The 16,129-nt window shown below is 45.0% G+C and carries 19 protein-coding genes; 9 read left to right on the forward strand and 10 right to left on the reverse strand.

What is annotated here, in order from left to right; translation table 11 throughout:
• Nucleotides 1-32: 32 nt before the first annotated feature.
• On the reverse strand, nucleotides 33-158 hold the full coding sequence (locus tag GVO62_RS19620) for a hypothetical protein (RefSeq protein ID WP_268891149.1): 126 nt from the start codon (nucleotides 156-158) through the stop codon (nucleotides 33-35).
• A gap of 359 nt (nucleotides 159-517) precedes the next feature.
• Here GVO62_RS19620 and GVO62_RS13560 point away from each other — a divergent pair, with 359 nt between their 5' ends.
• A complete protein-coding gene (locus GVO62_RS13560; RefSeq protein ID WP_159119687.1) occupies nucleotides 518-928 on the forward strand; it encodes a methylglyoxal synthase in 411 nt (136 codons plus the stop codon).
• Nucleotides 929-1,052: 124 nt separating this feature from the next.
• Here the strand turns inward: GVO62_RS13560 and GVO62_RS13565 are convergent, their stop codons facing one another.
• Nucleotides 1,053-1,910, reverse strand: coding sequence for a Spy/CpxP family protein refolding chaperone (locus GVO62_RS13565; RefSeq protein ID WP_159119688.1), 858 nt, complete (start codon nucleotides 1,908-1,910; stop codon nucleotides 1,053-1,055).
• 210 nt (nucleotides 1,911-2,120) lie between these two features.
• Between GVO62_RS13565 and GVO62_RS13570 the strand changes: the two genes are divergently transcribed.
• The 4 genes from GVO62_RS13570 to trmL all read left to right on the forward strand — a co-directional run bounded on the left by GVO62_RS13570 (nucleotide 2,121) and on the right by trmL (nucleotide 5,851).
• On the forward strand, nucleotides 2,121-2,864 hold the full coding sequence (locus tag GVO62_RS13570) for a response regulator transcription factor (RefSeq protein WP_159119689.1): 744 nt from the start codon (nucleotides 2,121-2,123) through the stop codon (nucleotides 2,862-2,864).
• A complete protein-coding gene (locus tag GVO62_RS13575) occupies nucleotides 2,864-4,225 on the forward strand; it encodes an ATP-binding protein (protein ID WP_159119690.1) in 1,362 nt (453 codons plus the stop codon). Before GVO62_RS13570 ends, GVO62_RS13575 begins: the two co-directional genes overlap by 1 nt.
• Nucleotides 4,226-4,288: 63 nt before the next feature.
• Complete coding sequence (locus tag GVO62_RS13580; RefSeq protein WP_159119691.1) at nucleotides 4,289-5,257, forward strand: alpha/beta fold hydrolase; 969 nt, start codon at nucleotides 4,289-4,291, stop codon at nucleotides 5,255-5,257.
• Between the two features lie 129 nt (nucleotides 5,258-5,386).
• Nucleotides 5,387-5,851 (forward strand): tRNA (uridine(34)/cytosine(34)/5-carboxymethylaminomethyluridine(34)-2'-O)-methyltransferase TrmL, encoded by a 465-nt coding sequence (gene trmL / locus GVO62_RS13585; protein WP_105930513.1) that lies wholly within the window; start codon nucleotides 5,387-5,389, stop codon nucleotides 5,849-5,851.
• 430 nt (nucleotides 5,852-6,281) lie between these two features.
• On the opposite strand, the gene gpsA is transcribed toward trmL, so the two are convergent.
• The 4 genes from gpsA to GVO62_RS13605 all read right to left on the reverse strand — a co-directional run bounded on the left by gpsA (nucleotide 6,282) and on the right by GVO62_RS13605 (nucleotide 8,593).
• Nucleotides 6,282-7,298: an NAD(P)H-dependent glycerol-3-phosphate dehydrogenase gene (gpsA, locus tag GVO62_RS13590; protein ID WP_159119692.1), complete on the reverse strand. Its 1,017-nt coding sequence runs from the start codon at nucleotides 7,296-7,298 to the stop codon at nucleotides 6,282-6,284.
• 25 nt (nucleotides 7,299-7,323) lie between these two features.
• Nucleotides 7,324-7,833, reverse strand: coding sequence for a protein-export chaperone SecB (gene secB / locus GVO62_RS13595; protein ID WP_105930511.1), 510 nt, complete (start codon nucleotides 7,831-7,833; stop codon nucleotides 7,324-7,326).
• Between the two features lie 61 nt (nucleotides 7,834-7,894).
• Nucleotides 7,895-8,155, reverse strand: a complete 261-nt coding sequence (grxC, locus tag GVO62_RS13600) for a glutaredoxin 3 (protein ID WP_014948069.1) — start codon at nucleotides 8,153-8,155, stop codon at nucleotides 7,895-7,897.
• 12 nt (nucleotides 8,156-8,167) lie between these two features.
• On the reverse strand, nucleotides 8,168-8,593 hold the full coding sequence (locus GVO62_RS13605) for a rhodanese-like domain-containing protein (protein WP_159119693.1): 426 nt from the start codon (nucleotides 8,591-8,593) through the stop codon (nucleotides 8,168-8,170).
• Nucleotides 8,594-8,848: 255 nt separating this feature from the next.
• Here GVO62_RS13605 and GVO62_RS13610 point away from each other — a divergent pair, with 255 nt between their 5' ends.
• The 3 genes from GVO62_RS13610 to GVO62_RS13620 all read left to right on the forward strand — a co-directional run bounded on the left by GVO62_RS13610 (nucleotide 8,849) and on the right by GVO62_RS13620 (nucleotide 11,514).
• Complete coding sequence (locus tag GVO62_RS13610; protein WP_159119694.1) at nucleotides 8,849-10,012, forward strand: murein hydrolase activator EnvC family protein; 1,164 nt, start codon at nucleotides 8,849-8,851, stop codon at nucleotides 10,010-10,012.
• Nucleotides 10,013-10,157: 145 nt separating this feature from the next.
• Nucleotides 10,158-10,955 carry a divergent polysaccharide deacetylase family protein gene (locus GVO62_RS13615; RefSeq protein WP_236547158.1) on the forward strand — a complete coding sequence of 266 codons (798 nt, stop codon included), beginning with the start codon at nucleotides 10,158-10,160 and terminating at the stop codon, nucleotides 10,953-10,955.
• Nucleotides 10,956-11,085: 130 nt separating this feature from the next.
• Nucleotides 11,086-11,514: a MerC domain-containing protein gene (locus tag GVO62_RS13620; protein ID WP_159119696.1), complete on the forward strand. Its 429-nt coding sequence runs from the start codon at nucleotides 11,086-11,088 to the stop codon at nucleotides 11,512-11,514.
• Between the two features lie 67 nt (nucleotides 11,515-11,581).
• Here GVO62_RS13620 and GVO62_RS13625 read toward each other — a convergent pair whose 3' ends face one another.
• The 4 genes from GVO62_RS13625 to rsgA form a co-directional block, all read right to left on the reverse strand.
• Nucleotides 11,582-12,271 (reverse strand): glycerophosphodiester phosphodiesterase, encoded by a 690-nt coding sequence (locus tag GVO62_RS13625; protein WP_159119697.1) that lies wholly within the window; start codon nucleotides 12,269-12,271, stop codon nucleotides 11,582-11,584.
• Between the two features lie 33 nt (nucleotides 12,272-12,304).
• Nucleotides 12,305-13,180 (reverse strand): DMT family transporter, encoded by an 876-nt coding sequence (locus GVO62_RS13630; RefSeq protein ID WP_159119698.1) that lies wholly within the window; start codon nucleotides 13,178-13,180, stop codon nucleotides 12,305-12,307.
• Nucleotides 13,181-13,183: 3 nt separating this feature from the next.
• Nucleotides 13,184-14,161: an archaetidylserine decarboxylase gene (asd, locus tag GVO62_RS13635; RefSeq protein ID WP_159119699.1), complete on the reverse strand. Its 978-nt coding sequence runs from the start codon at nucleotides 14,159-14,161 to the stop codon at nucleotides 13,184-13,186.
• A 191-nt stretch (nucleotides 14,162-14,352) separates the two neighbouring features.
• Nucleotides 14,353-15,396, reverse strand: a complete 1,044-nt coding sequence (gene rsgA, locus GVO62_RS13640; RefSeq protein WP_159119700.1) for a small ribosomal subunit biogenesis GTPase RsgA — start codon at nucleotides 15,394-15,396, stop codon at nucleotides 14,353-14,355.
• Nucleotides 15,397-15,482: 86 nt separating this feature from the next.
• Here rsgA and orn point away from each other — a divergent pair, with 86 nt between their 5' ends.
• Nucleotides 15,483-16,028, forward strand: a complete 546-nt coding sequence (gene orn / locus GVO62_RS13645; protein ID WP_105930503.1) for an oligoribonuclease — start codon at nucleotides 15,483-15,485, stop codon at nucleotides 16,026-16,028.
• Nucleotides 16,029-16,129: the final 101 nt, after the last annotated feature.

Genomic DNA, 16,129 nt, shown 5'->3' on the forward strand with positions numbered 1-16,129 from the left:
ACCGCGACCACATTACAAAGGTAAAAAGTGTGCTACAGAATGCGCATAGGAGTGCACACGCATCGTCGTGCGCTATGCAAGGTGTAGCCAGCCAGGGGAGAGGTAAACTCTTTGTCGTTGCTAGTGGTTGAACCAACAACGTGAGTTGGTTGTGCCATCATCAATTCCTATCATGTTACAACCCTAAATAAGTGGGTTGGATGCTTTAACCGTCGACTATTCTAACGATATTGAATTTTTATTCAATAAAAATGTATAAATATTTTGTTTTGGTGTTTCGCGCAGTTCGCCGGTAACGAATTAAGTAATAGTACATTTATAGTTGTTACAGTCAGTTGACAACGCGAGCAAGAAAACTGAATATTTATATACGTTGTCGCATAACCATAACGAACTGAACAGCTTGCCTGTTGGCGTGGTCTTTTAATTAGTACATTGAACTATCTTAAAGTGTCTAACGAGTGGATGAAAACCTACACTCGGCTGTGAATACGTTTTGGAATAACCGGAAAATCAAATGGGCAAACTTACCTTGGCGCTTGTTGCGCACGATCATAAAAAACCTGAGTTGTTAGCATGGGTCAAGCAACACATTAACGTACTTGAACAATGCAATTTAGTGGGAACAGGAACGACCGGCGGCCTCATTGCCAGCGAAACCGGACTTGATGTCACTCGGTATAAAAGTGGCCCGCTTGGTGGCGACCAGCAAATAGGGGCACTCATCGCTGAAAATAAACTTGATGCACTTTTCTTTTTTTGGGACCCACTAAATCCAGCGCCACATGATCCGGATGTTAAAGCGCTGCTGCGATTGTGCTCGGTCTGGAATGTGCCTGTAGCCTGCACGCCAGCGACGGCAGACTTAGTAATAACGTCGCCATTATTCTTATCGCCAGACTACAAACCGGTGAAACCGAACTTTTAATACGCCTTTTAAGGTCAGTAGAGTTTGTCTGAACGGGCATGCTGATTTATTAGATGAAACAAAAAAGGCTGGACTAGGCCAGCACTTTTTATAGTGGGTAATCGGTCAAAGACACAGGTAGGTCTTATCTAAATATATCCCGTATTTTACGCTCATCTTCACGGTGGGTTTTTAGTTCCGTTTTTTGCTCATCGGTAAGTAAGGCAAACATGGCTTGACGATGTTTGGCTTTCTCCACACCAGCGCTAATAATGTCGTCCTTGTATTTCGTAACAAGCGCTTCCCAGGAAGCTTGCGAGAATGACGAGCTACGAATTAATTCGCGCTGTGCATCTTTAAAGCTACGCATGATTTGTCTGTTTGCTTCGGCGGTGTCTTTAAAAGACTCCCGAAGTGCACTAAGACTCTCTCTCTGTGTATCACTTAGCTCAATGCCTTCGAATGGCAGGCCATCGCGCTTATGTTCATGGCCTTTACGGTTGTGATGAGAGAATTTTTTATCTTTACCTTCTCTGTCTAAACGTTTCGCAAATTGCGCTTTTTTCTCTTCAGATGCATTGCGACGGTTTTCTTTTTTAGCTTCTCTCTTTGCTTCTCGAGCTAAAACTTTTGCTTGCTGCTCTTCAGTTAGCACGTTGAAAATGTCATGGCGAAGTTGTGCAAGAGCAAAATGTTGAGTCTCACGCGCTTCAAATTGAGTTTGTATAAATGTACTGATTTGGGTTTCAGAGGCGGTCTCAAAATCAAAATCGGGCTTGTCAACACTTCCCCGCACAGGTCGAGGCTTGGCCTCTTTAAACGCGCTAACCAGAGTTTTTATTTCTTCACGCTGCAAGTCGCTCAAGCCTATGCCGCGAAGGTGTTTAACCATTTCTTTAACCGGTTCGTGGTGACGCATACCAGGGCCCGCGGGCTGAGCCAACGTTAGGCCGCTTAAGCTAATCGCCGCTACAGTAACACTAGCAATTAATACCTTTTTCATTGTCGTCTCCTTTTTGTTAGGACACGATAATAGTAGCTTTCTCAACAAGGAAAGCTGTCAACGTACTGTAAAGCTTATGTAAAGGTGATGCCGTTTTGTAATTGTAAAGGTCTGAAAAGTTATAGTATGCGTTTGACTTTCGCTTTCGGCAATGTTTGAAAGCTTCGCTTCAAGCGTGAGTTGAAGTTTACTTCGTTTACAGGCACTTTCATGAATCTTGCAGCAAAAGAGTTTAATACCATGAGTTCAGATTTTCACTTGCAGTCAGTTCTAGTTATTGATGATGACCTTGAGCTTACAGAAATGCTTTCGGCGTACTTGTCCGGTATGGGCTATCAGGTTCAGGTGAAAAACGATAGCGAAGAAGGCTTGTCGGAGGCTATCTCAGGGCGTCATTACGACCTGATTTTGCTTGATGTAATGATGCCGAAAATGGACGGCTTCGATGTCTTAAAAAAGTTGCGAGCAAGCCACAGTACGCCTGTACTTATGCTTACGGCACGAGGCGATGACTACGACCGCATTTTAGGTCTTGAAATGGGCGCAGATGATTATTTGCCTAAGCCATTTAACCATAGAGAACTAGTGGCCCGTATCAAGGCCATTGTTCGTCGACACAACCTCTCAGCAACGGGAGGAGCCGTTGAGCAGGATTTGTTTGTAAATGGGATCTTTTTAAGTCCAAGTAGTCAGCTTGCCAAAGTCGATGATGTTGAACTTACACTTACCACTACTGAGTTTTTGATCTTACGTTTGCTCATGCTAAATGCTGCACAGCGAGTGACGAAAGAAGAAATAAGCTTAAAGATACTGGGCAAACCGCTTCAAGCGTTTGACCGCAGCATCGATATGCACGTTAGCAACCTGCGTAAGAAAATGAGTGCAGTAGCCGTCGATGAAAAAATTAAAACCATCCGGGGCGTAGGGTATATGTTAATTACTGGGACCCATTAATGGTAAAAATATTACGCAGCATAAATCCAACGCGTGCCATTATGGGGCGCATTTTTCTTTGGTTTTGGGCAACCTTTATTGTTACTGCTCTTCTGGCAATATGGGGAAGCCGCCTGTTTTTCGAAGACCTGCAAGTGGTGCAGATGAAGCCCCGTGAAGTGGCTGACTTAAACCAAGCAATTGAACGCATGCAGCGTGACCGATTGCAAACAATGCCATTAGAGGCAGCGCTCGAGCGGAGTTCTCGGGGTGTAAGAGGACGGTTGATTGCCGTAAACGTCCAAGATAACAGCTTAACATCAGTTGGTGGCCCACCGCTGCGAGACAACGATGTAGCTGACTTACTGCGCCTGGTAAATCAAACGTCACCCATTGCGGTTAAGCGAGGCGCATTTAAAATTATAGGCCCATTATTTTTTGAGCGAGAGGGCAAACGCTTTGCGCTTTTCTCAGCAAAGCTAGATATGCCCGAAAAGAGAACCCCTCCGATATTACTCTTTTTGACCATCGCCCTTATTACCACCATCCTTTTAAGCTGGTTATTTGCTAAATCGCTCACGACGCCGATATTGCATATTCAAGGCTCAGCAAAGCGTTTAGCGGGCGGAGATTGGCGAACGCGGGTTGAAGGGGCTGAGAAGCGTCAAGATGAACTGGGGCAACTTGCTCGTGATTTTAATAAGATGGCAGAACAGCTAGAGTCGATGTGGGGAGCGCAAAAGCGCCTGTTAGCAGATGTGTCTCACGAGCTACGCTCGCCTCTTGCACGACTGCAAATGGCGCTTGGCCTGGCTCATCAGCAAAATGTAGACCCGGATACTCTGTCCCGCGTTGAGCGAGAAGCTGATCGAATGGAAGCGCTTGTGGCGCAGCTACTTACGTTAAGCCGCGCAGAATCTGGAGAGGCGACAATGCAGCGACAAGCATTGACCCTAGTGCTAAACGATGTCTTTACCGATGCTCACTTTGAAGCGGCGAACAAGAACAAGCAATTGCAAATAGACGATATTCCCAAAACGATCGTACTCATCGACAGTATGATGCTTTGCCGTGCAGTAGAGAATGTTCTACGCAACGCTATTAGGCACAGTAAATTTATTACGCATATTTCATTTAGCGAGGATTACAAGCACTGGTGCATTCATATTACAGACGATGGCGAGGGACTAACGGTTGAAGAATGTGACCGCATATTTTCTCCCTTCTACCGCGCCTCCCTTGCTCGGGAACGTGAATCCGGTGGCGTTGGCTTGGGTTTATCCATTGCAAAAGCGGCGGTTGAGTTGCATCATGGCCGTATTATCGCTGAACCTGCTGAGCGCGGTGGGCTTCGCGTTACTCTGTCTTTTCCCAAGTGCTGAATAGGGCAACGACAGTGGTTACTGGCCGTATTTAAGCGCAACTTTATTGTAGAAAGGGGATTTATGAACTGGACGCTCACGTCTGAAAATAACTTAGCAAGCACCTTTGCCTCGCATATTAATCCTTTTTGGTTAGACAATGTTACACAGGGCCATTTCCTCGGCAAAAGTGACATCACAGTGCGTTTTGCGCATTGCATTCCCGAATCACCAAGAGCAACAATAGTCATCTGTTCGGGGCGTATAGAATCTTATCTAAAGTACAAAGAGTTTATTTACGATTTATATCAAAACGGATTTGCTGTTTTTATCTTAGATCACAGAGGTCAAGGCTTGTCAGATAGAATGACAAGGGATCCTCAGCACGGTTATGTAGCGCACTTTGATGACTACGTCGATGATTTCGTCACGTTTGTAGAGACCATTGTTAAGCCGTTGCAGCAAGGCCCTCTGCAGTTAATTTGTCATTCAATGGGTGGCGCGATTGGTGCGCTTACTTTACTGCGCTTGCCCAATCTATTTTCCAAAGCGGTCCTTGCATCGCCCATGTTTGGCATTAAGCCTTCCTTGCCTAATTGGCTAGCAAACGGATTAATTCGCACGGGGCTTGCCGTAAATAGAATGACAAAGAAAGATGCGGGTTATTTCTTTGGACAAACACCCTATATCGCATTTCCTTTTTCATTGAATAAGCTCACTCACAGTAAAGCGCGGTATGCGTTGTTTCGTGAATTGTACGATGAAGAGCAAGAAATTCAGCTTGGTGGTGTAACTACTGAATGGCTGGCCGCAGCACATCAGGCAATGAATAAAATTGAAAACAGTGCAAGAGGGATTTCAACGCCTTCTCTGGTACTTAGCGCCGATGATGACGCGATTATTGATAATAAGCGGCAAAGGCGTGTCGCTCAGCTAATGCCCAATGCAACGCTTGAAATTGTGCATCGTGCTTATCATGAGCTTTTTACTGAATCTGACGAGATACGCGAGCGTTCCGTTAAACGTATTCTCGACTTTTTAGCCTTTGATTAGCGTTAGCAATAACCTCGTTTGACAGAAAGCGCCGCTTTCTAGCCATAAAAACAACGTCAAAGATGATGGTAACCTCAGTTTCGTTATAAAATAGCCGAGTGATTAACTATTAAGGTAGTGTAGAAAGGCATGCTCGATATCGTACTTTATCAGCCAGAGATCCCGCCTAACACGGGAAATATCATTCGTTTATGTGCAAATAGTGGATTTACGCTGCACCTGATTGAGCCGTTAGGGTTCGAGTGGGACGATAAGCGTGTTCGCCGTGCTGGCTTAGATTACCACGAATTTGCTCACGTTAAGCGTCATGCAAATTTAGAAGCCTACCTTGAGGATGCAAAGCCAAACCGCGTATTTGCCTGTACGACGAAGGGAAAAGCGTTTCATAGCGATGTATCTTATAAAAAAGGCGACGCGCTAATCTTTGGCCCTGAGACCCGCGGTTTACCAGACGATTACATTCAATCGCTACCTCCAGAGCAGCGCGTTCGCATTCCTATGTTGCCAGATAGTCGCAGTATGAACCTGTCGAACGCAGTGTCGGTTTTTGTTTATGAAAGCTGGCGCCAATTAGGTTACGACGGAGCGCGATAACACAAGACGGATAAAGCAGCCTGAAGACATTCGTTTTTATGAAGCCCCGGTGTAGGGGCTTTTTTTATACCCAACCTGCTCGCCCGCTTATTGACGTAGCCATACGCTTTCCTGAAATTGGACTGTACGTTAATGTATTACCAGGTGCGCATAGGGTAGAGATTATCGATAACAATCATTACTACGTTGCGAATAATCGTTATTATCGCAAGCATGGTAATCGCTACGTGGCTGTAGATTCACCCTATAAAAAAGTAAAAAAAGCTAAACGTTATAAACATAATCAGCATAGCTATCATAGCAATAAGAAAATAATAATGGTGAGGGAAGGGCGATAAATGCAGCTTTGAAAGCTGGCGAAAAATTAGGGAAAAAGAATCGTTAAGAGGGTGATGGTCTTTAGCGCTTAGCCAAGACCATCAATTACTTATTAAGCTTCTTGCTTTAAGTCTCGTCCTAGCAGGGCTAACGCTGCATCTTTAGGCAATTTTCCGTGATAAAGCACGGCATAAATTTGTTCACAAATAGGCATTTCCACGCCTACTTTCTTTGACAAAATATGTACTTCTTCGGTATTGCGATAACCCTCAACCACCTGACCAATTTCTTCAATAGCCACATCGACACTCTTGCCTTGGCCTAATGCCAACCCAAAGCGGCGGTTACGCGATTGATTATCGGTACAAGTTAGTACGAGGTCGCCAAGGCCGGCCATACCCATAAAGGTTTCTGGATTCGCCCCCAGCTTTACACCTAAACGCGTAAGCTCTGCTAAGCCTCGAGTAATCAGTGCAGTACGTGCATTGGCACCAAACCCTAGGCCGTCGGCTAGTCCTGCGCCAATGGCGATAACGTTTTTAACCGCTCCACCTAACTGAACACCGGTAAAGTCTGAATTCTTATAAACGCGGAACGACTTTGCACAATGCAATTTTGCTGCAAATTCATCGCTTAAGGTATCGTCAGTGGATGAGAGCGAGATGGCGGTAGGTAATCCTGCTACCATTTCTTTTGCAAAGGTAGGTCCTGATAACACGGCTAGGGGATAGTCAGTACCCAGTATTTCCTCCGCTACATCACGAAGTAAACGGCCGGTTTTAGGTTCGAGCCCTTTAGTCGCCCAAATTATACGTTGATGCGGTTTTAGCAATGGTTTTAAGCTGTGAAGCATGGTTGCAAATGCATGGCTTGGAACCACAACCAATATATCTCGGCTTGCGGCAACAACGTCTTCTAAATCTGCGTTTACAACTAACGCTTCGGGAAACGTAGCGCCAGGGAGGTATCGCGTGTTTTCGCGATTCGCCGCCATTTCAGCAATGTGCTTTTCATCACGGCCCCAAAGCAGTGTTGGGTTGCCATTTCTGGCAAGACAAAAAGCAAGGGCGGTGCCGTAAGACCCCGCCCCCAATACTGAAACCGACTCTGAAACCGAATTCGACTTCATGTCCACGTCCTTTATGGTCACCTAATTAGGCGTCCATTTTAGGCGCTTCGCCTTGCGCTTGCTGTGCACGTTTTTGTACGTAAGCGGCAAAGATAGCGTCAAAGTTTACAGGTGCTAGGTTAAGTGGAGGGAAAGTTCCACGGTTAACCAGGTTAGAGATAGCTTCACGCGCATATGGGAATAGCATGTTCGGGCAGAACGAACCTAGCGTGTGTGCTTTGTTTTGATCTGGCATTTCGCCAATGGCAAAGATACCTGCTTGCTGAACTTCACAAAGGAACGCTGTTTCTTCGCCAAGTGTTGCTGTAACGGTAACTGAAAGCACCACTTCAAACACATTTTCTTCTAGCTTGTTCGTGCTAGTGTCGATGTCTAGTTTAATTTCTGGCTTCCACTCTTTAGTGAAAATAGCAGGTGCGTTTGGAGACTCAAAAGAAATATCTTTTGTGTAAATACGCTGAATATTGAACTGAGCACCTTGCTGCGCAGGTGCGCTTGCTGCTTCGCCGTTGTTTGTCTGATTTTCGTCAGCCATGGTATTTCCTATTTAATTGTCGTTTTAATTTAATGTAGTGCGTTGCTGTATGCGCTGACGCTTACGCTAAACCCAACATCGGATTTAGTTTGCTTTGTGCTTCTAAAGCCATCATATCATCACAGCCACCAACGTGCTGATCGTCAATGAAAATTTGCGGAACAGTCCAGCCGCCGTTGGCGCGCTCGATCATCTCGTCGCGCAGCTCAGGCTTAACATCGATCGGGTATTCAATAAATTCTACACCTTTTTGCGTCAACAGTGCTTTTGCACGGTGGCAATAGGGGCAATGGCCCTTGGTGTAAAGTTCTACTTTGCTCATAAAGGTTACCTGTTATTTAGAAACGGGAAGGCTGGCGCTTTGCCATGCGTTCATTCCGCCTTTTAATACATTCACATTAGCGAAGCCATCTTTTTGCATCGCGCTTGCTGTACCACGAGCCTGATTACCCATAGCGCATACTACGATAATGGGTTTGTCTTTACTGTTTTCAAGTTTCTTAAAGTTTTTCTCACGCAACTCTTCAGGTTTAATTTGTCTGGCACCCAAAATATGACCAGACTTAAACTCTTTCGCAGGGCGTGTGTCTAGCACTATTGCATCTTCTTTATTAATTAGAAGTGTTGCTTCGTGAGTGCTCAACTCTTTTACCGGCGATGTCCATGCACTGATGTAGCTAAATATCAACATCGCAATCAGTGCAACCCAAATACCAGCAAGAATAAAATTGTTGCTAGCAAATTCAATTAGTTGATCCATTACCTCTAACCCTGTCTACAGACCATGAAAAGTGTGCAAAGTATATAGAAAACTGGGCGAGAAACCAGCCTACCTTCACGTAAGATGTGTCCAAGGCGTAGTACATCTTAGTCAAATACTTTAGATGATTGATATTACGGATAAATTGCACTGGGCTTATGGATAGTCGTCAGATACACTGAATTGGGTTATTAGCAGCAATGATGAAACCAGGTAGTTCATTATTGATATAAGTTGAGGTTTTAAGCGCACGTTATGTCAGCACGGTCATTATTTTCAATCATCGGGTGCATTATTGCCCTCACTTTGCTGCCGATTGGAAGTAGTGCTTTTGCGCAAGTAAGTAATGCCAGTGCTCAAAAAGAGAAATTAGCTGAACTTCAGGCTGAACTTCGCGCCCGTCAGCAGGTGCTAGAAAACAATAAGGCCAGTGCACAAGAACTTGAGAATGTGCTTAAAGCTTCAGAGCTTGAAATTGCAAAAGTCGCTAAAGCGTTGGCGACAACTGGCCAAGCGTTAAAAGACGTTCAAAAAGAACAAGCCACACTTGAAAGCGAACAGGAAGCGCTTAAAGCAGCCATCCGAAAACAGCAATCTTTGTTGTCCAGCCAGCTTAAAAGTGCATTTATGGCAGGGCATTACGACTACGCAAAAATGGTATTCTACCAAGATGATGCTCGCACATTTGAGCGGGTTATTACCTATTATCAATACGTTGCAAAAGCCCGTCAGAAAGAAATAGAAAGCTTCCGCTCGAATGTGGCGAGATTGGAAGAAGTGAATGCTGAACTTGATGAGAAGGCGCAGTCACTCGCGGCGCTTAAAGAGGAACAAGAGGGCCAACGCGCGGTCTTGATAACCCGTCAGGACGACAGAAAGACCACACTGAAGAAAATAAACAAAACGATAGCTTCAGAAAATCAGCGAATTGCGTCACTGCAAGCCGATGAAAAAGCGCTTAAAGATGCCATTGAAGCAGCGAGAATCGCTGCAGAGAGAGCGGCAAGAGAAGCGGAAGTGTCGATGGCGGGTTTAGCGAAACTTAAAGGAAAGCTCACCCCGCCCGTGAACGGAAGAATACGTAACTTATTTGGAAGTCGCCGCCAAGGTCAGGTGTCGTGGAAGGGCATTGTCATAGATGGTGCAGAAGGCGACCCGGTCAATAGTATTGCGCCTGGTAAGGTGTTATATGCAGACTGGCTTCGAGGCTTCGGATTAGTTGCCATTGTTGATCACGGTAAAGGTTACATGAGCGTTTACGGGCACAATCAGGCTCTGCTTAAACAAGCAGGCGACGATGTAAGGCAGGGGGAGCGTATTGCGCTTGTTGGCCGAAGCGGTGGTCAGGAATACCCCAATCTTTATTTTGAAATCCGTCACAAAGGAAAGGCGCTTAATCCAAGCGCCTGGCTCGATTAGCACGGTTATGCACAAACAAAGTTGAAACTGAATCAGTTGTTGGTATTCTAGAAATTCCAGCAATGGGTGACAGCCCACATTGTGCGCTTACGCTTAATAATAATGAAGAAAAATGGATGTAATTTAGATGCTTTTGCGTCTGCTAATGCCTTGTATAATCTTTGTTTTATGCGGGCTAATTAGCCTTCAAGTAAAAGCAAAGTCAGACATAATAATAATATTAGATGACCTGGGGTACAGGCCGTCCGATGTCGCTGCTTTTTCTCTCCCTAAAGAAGTTACTTTTTCTATTCTCCCACAGACTCCATTGGCCTCTGAGATCGCAAGGCGCGCAGATCAAGAAGGCAGAGCGATTATGCTGCATATGCCTATGCAAGCGCAAAACGGTAAGGATATGGGGCCCCTTGGGCTGACTACAGATATGTTTGCCGGAGCGATAACGCATAACGTACGTAAAGCGATTAAAAGTTTACCCAACGCAGTGGGACTTAATAATCATATGGGGAGCGCGTTTACTGGGCAACATGAGGCGATGGAGGCACTGTTAAAAGAAGTAAAGCGCCAAGGTTTATTTTTCGTCGACAGTCGCACAACGGTGCTAACGAAAGGCGAAGAAATTGCAGAGCGACTAGGAGTGCCTAATGCTAGTCGACAGGTATTTCTTGATCATAAGTTAGACCCAAGGTTCTTGCTTAAACAGTTTAATCAAATGAAGCAAATTGCTAAAAGAGACGGGCACGTGGTTGTTATTGGCCATCCTCATCCTGCAACGATAGACTTCTTAAACACCCATCTTCCTTCACTTGAAGGGGAAGGGTTTACGCTAACCTCTGTCGCCGACTATTTTTCACACGCACCTAAAGTGGCTAAACAATTTGCTGAAAAACACGCGCATACAGCATCTCTTACAAGTGTCTCTCCAACGTCTTCGCTACTTAATTAGTCTATTTTAATCTCATTAAGATCAAAATTTAATGTGTGAACGTTTCGCATTTTAAATAGTCTGTTATAATATAACGTCATCTGGCGATGATGCCGCGAACAAATTTTCTTTTACGGTGGTAATTAGAGTAATGACTCCAATTGACGAGAATCCAACAAAACTAGACAAACTTGGCATCTGGGTGTCCGGTTTGTGCGCGCTGCACTGTCTAGCGCTGCCTGTTTTGGTGCCTCTGCTACCGCTTATAGGTTCAAGCTTTTTTGCGCAAGTATGGTTTGAAAGAACAATTTTAACGTTTTCTCTTATCGTAGGTGCAGTTGCTTTGCTTAGCGGCGCTATTCGCTACCACGGTAAATATTACCCACTCGCGCTGCTTTTCACAGGTGGAGCCATCTACTGGCACAAAGATATTTTCGGCCATCACTACGAGCCCTTTACCATTGCTATTGGTGCGGCGTTAATTGTAGCGGGTCACTGGGTAAATATGCGTTTGTGTAGACAGTGCAAATGCTGCAAGCGCACCGTCTTTTCAGAGCATCTGTCCACCGAACTTAAATAAGTAGTCTGGGTTGCTGACAGAAAAAAAACGAGCCAATGGCTCGTTTTTGTGTTTAAAAGTACAAGGATTAAAGGAGTACTTTGCGAGCGATATCGGGTACGTTGGTGAATATCCCTGCTACTCCCCACGCTTTAAGCATTAGCATATCTCTTGGCTCATCAACGGTGTAAACAAATACGTCAAAACCATCTTGCTGCGCTGTTTGAACAAATTCCTTGTCAACGGCATCTAAAGCTATGTTCACGGAATATGCATGTAGAGCGCGTGCACTTGCCGTGCAGTCTAGTTCATAACTGGCAGACAAGGCACCAATCTTTACGTCTGACCAACGTGATGCAATAGCTTGTAACCAGTGATGGTTAAATGAAGAAATAAGTAATTTTTCAGTGTCAATGTCGCTTTGCTGTACAGCAGTTTTAACTTCATGTACCCAGCCATCAACATCCTGTAAGTGCTTTATTTCAATATTGCACCATTTATTAACTGCAACACAGTTAAGGGCTTCCGCAAGGGTTGGAATGCGTTCGCCTTCACCAATATCCATTTTCCTTAGCGTTTCCCACTGCGTGTCCAGCAGATAGCCCGGTTCTCGGGCCCTGCGTGACAGCGTTCTGTCGTGAAACACCACAATGCCGCTGTCGTGCTGATAGGTATCGAATTCAATGCCGTCTGCATTTTGTTCAAAGGCAAGGTTAAATGCTTTTACTGAGTTTTCAGGTGCCGCCTTACTGGCTCCACGGTGCGCAAAAATTAACATAGGCGAAGAGATCCTTGCGTTAAAAACAGAGCGTTACGAGTCGTTAGCGCTATGCAATTTATGGGTGTTAAGTGTTTCGTAGATTGACGCAGACGTGATCAGTATACCGCCAATTAACGCACTCCAACCGGGTTTTTCATTTAATAAAATAATGGCTAGAAAAACGCCATAAAGCGGCTGCATACAGGCAATAAGAGAAAAGGTTTTCGCTCTAAGATGTCGAAGGCTTGCTGCAATTAATGCATGGGGAAGGGCAGTAAACACCGTGCCTAATAATAGCAGCATTAACCAAGAATTAGCTGAAGCAGAAGTAATGGCTTCACTGCCGACGGGAAACATTAAAACGCTGATAACTAATGTCTGCCATGCCATAGCCTGTGCGCCACTGTAGTGTTTAAAATGCTTACGATGAATGAGGTTTCTAAACGAATATAGAATAGCAGAAGCAATGCCAATCAAAACACCCAGTGTCACATCATTCTCAAGGGACGTTTCTGGCACAATAAGGTAGACGCCGACAATCACGGTGAGGGTTGATACGATGTCTTGCCATACCAAACGTACGCGCTCAAAAAAAGGTTCAATAAGTACGGTGATTACCGGAAACGTGAACAGAGCAATCATGCCCACGGACACCCCAGCAAACTGCATCGCAGCAAAATACGTCACCCAGTGCAGTGCCATAAGTACACCTAAACCTAGCGCGACGCCGTAATCTTTTTTCGAATTAAGCTTTATTTTGTTATTTGCCAGCTTTAAAAACGCAAACAGCGCGATGCACGCAAATATTGAACGTACCAGCGTTATATCACTGGCACTTAGAGGCACAACCCTCGAGAAGAGAGCTGTACCACCAAGTAAGATTACGGTGAAATGAAGTGATATCAGGCTTTTTTTAACAGCATCCATAGATTAGCTGTCGGCGCCCTCTGATGGCGTTTCCTTTTTAGCGTCACTGCCTGAGTCGTCTAAAACGGATCCACTATCTTTTGTGTCTAGGGGAGGCTGTTCTGTTACTTCGTCATCGCGTGCTGACGCTTTCAATGCCATAGGCTCACCAAGACGGGTGACCATACCAGAGGCTAGCTCCTCAAAGTCAATCATGTCTTTTTCGAAGCATACCACAATAGTAGACCCTAGTTTGAAGCGACCCAGTTCGGCGCCTTTTTCTAGCTTCACCGCTGCTTCACTATCTTTTTCATACGACCAGTGTTGAACGTTTTTTCCCGCTGGTGGGGTAACAGTACCTGCCCATACAGTCTCAATACTGGCAACAATCGTTGCGCCAACAAGTACCATCGCCATTTTTCCCACAGGCGTATCGAAAAGCGCAACGACACGTTCATTGCGGGCGAAAAGGCCGGGAATATTTTGCGCAGTTAGTGGGTTTACCGAGAAGAGTTCACCGGGCACATACAGCATATCTGTAAGCGTGCCTTCAACAGGCATATGAATTCTGTGATAGTCGCGCGGCGCAAGATAAATGGTCGCGAACTTACCGTTTTTAAATGGCGCTGCAATATCGGGCTTTCCACCTAACAGTGTGGTTAGGCTGAAGTTGTGTCCTTTCGCTTGAAAGATGCTGTCGCTATGAATGTCACCAAACTGGCTCACTGTTCCGTCAACTGCGTGGATGAGTACGTCGTCATTTGCATCAATGGTACGTGCTTCAGGCTTAAGTGGACGAGTGAAAAACTTATTAAAGCTTCGGTAATGCTCAGGCTCTTCATGCAGAGCTTCTGTCATATCAACGTTATACTGCTTGATAAAAAGCTTAATAAAAAAGGTAGTAACGCTACCCATTTCTGCTTCGGCAAGCTTGCCCACTAGGCGTGAAAGCAAGTGCTTGGGGGTTACATATTGCAAATTAACTTTAAGCCAATCTAACACAAAATATCTCCGTTTCTTTTATGCAGGTAATGTCGCACTGCATAGATAGCGCTATTGTATAGTAAGTCGTAGTATTTAAAGCAACTTTAGGGTTATGAGTGCTTACGCAAAAGCATAAGCACGTGGTTCATAGTGAAAATAGGTTCCACCTTGATTCAGCGAAACCAGACGGATGGCATGCTAAAAGCCGACTACGAGCCTGGAGGCAGACTATGACTAGGCCGCTGCTCTTCCATGGTCGTTAATATTCGGTGATAGCTGTCAAAGCGCTCAGCGCTAATTTTACCGTCTTCAACGGCCTCTCTTAATAGGCAGCCTGGGTCATTCAAGTGCTTACAGTCTCTAAATTTACAGCCGCCTAGGTAATCTCGAAATTCAATAAAGCCCCATGTGATGCGCTCGGTAGGAATATGCCACAAGCCAAATTCCCGCACGCCGGGTGAATCAATTAAATCGCCGCCAGCAGGTAAGTGAAGTAATTTAGCCGCGGTGGTGGTGTGTTGTCCAAGACCAGAGTTATCCGAAATATCACCGGTCAATTCATCGGCGTCTGGTAGAACCTGATTAATAAGGCTCGACTTACCAACCCCCGACTGACCTACAAAAACACTAATGCTATCGTTCAGGTATTCATTAAGTTTGCTGATACCCTCACCGGTTTTACAACTAGTAAATAGCACCTCGTAACCTAGCTTTTCATAAGTTTTGAGCTGTTCATTCACTTCTGCTCGCTCTTCTTCGCTCAGAAGTTCAACTTTATTAAGTACGATTAGTGGCGTGATGCCAATGTCCTCGCACGCCACAAGATAGCGGTCAATAATATTGAGGGAAAGGGTTGGTAAGATTGCGCTCACCACAATGATGCGGTCTATATTCGCCGCTATAGGCTTTATGCCATCATAATAATCGGGGCGAGTAAGAACCGAGTGTCTGTCTTTTACAATTTCAATAACGCCACTTACACCTGACTCGGCATCGTCTCCTTTGCTGAAAAATACTTTATCGCCGCACACCACTGAGTCTACGGTACGTCGAATATGGCATCGAGAAACTGCGCCATCATTATCTTCAACATCTGCATGTTTACCAAAACGGCCAATTACTGTGCCGCTCTCTAACGTGCTTTCATCAAAGCTAGCAGCGCCTTTTGTGCCGCGCTTCTCTTGTAAGCGCTTGCTTCTATTTGCAGCTACTTGTCGTTTCTGTCGTTGTGTAAGTTTTGGTTTTTTCGCCACGATTCTTTTCTAGTTTGACGTATACTATGACAATAATACCGTTTGTAGGGCATGGTTGCCATGCCTGTAGCGCAATGAGGAAAGTAATGAGTAAACACGACAGTAACCTTGTTTGGATAGACATGGAAATGACTGGGTTAGACCCTGAAACGTGTGTGGTGATGGAAATTGCTACCATTGTCACTGATGCGCAGCTAAATATTTTGGCTGAAGGACCAGTGATAGCCGTGCACCAAAGTGATGACGTGCTCGACAACATGGATGAATGGTGTACACGAGTGCATGGTGAAAGCGGGTTAACTGCGCGCTGTCGAGAAAGTAAAATTAGTGTGGAAGAAGCCGCCAAGCAAACAATCGCATTTCTAGAGCAATGGGTTGATGCAGGAAAATCACCTCTTTGCGGTAACACGATAGGTCAGGACAGACGCTTTTTAGTGAAGTATATGCCAGAGCTTGAAGATTATTTCCATTATAGAAGTATCGATGTCAGCACAATAAAAGAGTTAACCCGCCGCTGGAAACCTGAGATTTTAGATGGGTTCGAGAAGAAAGGTGTGCATTTGGCACTCGATGATATTCGCGAGTCTATTGAAGAAATGCGCTATTATCGTGAGAAAGTGTTTACGATTTAAGCATTCAGACCAAGAGGTACAAAAAAAGTAGAATTAAAGGTTGCGTTACCCCAAAATTTTTGTAAAATGCGCACCACTTCAAACGAAGTACCTCTTTTGTT

This window comes from Alteromonas sp. KUL150, from assembly GCF_009811475.1.
Taxonomy (GTDB): Bacteria; Pseudomonadota; Gammaproteobacteria; order Enterobacterales; family Alteromonadaceae; genus Alteromonas; species Alteromonas gracilis.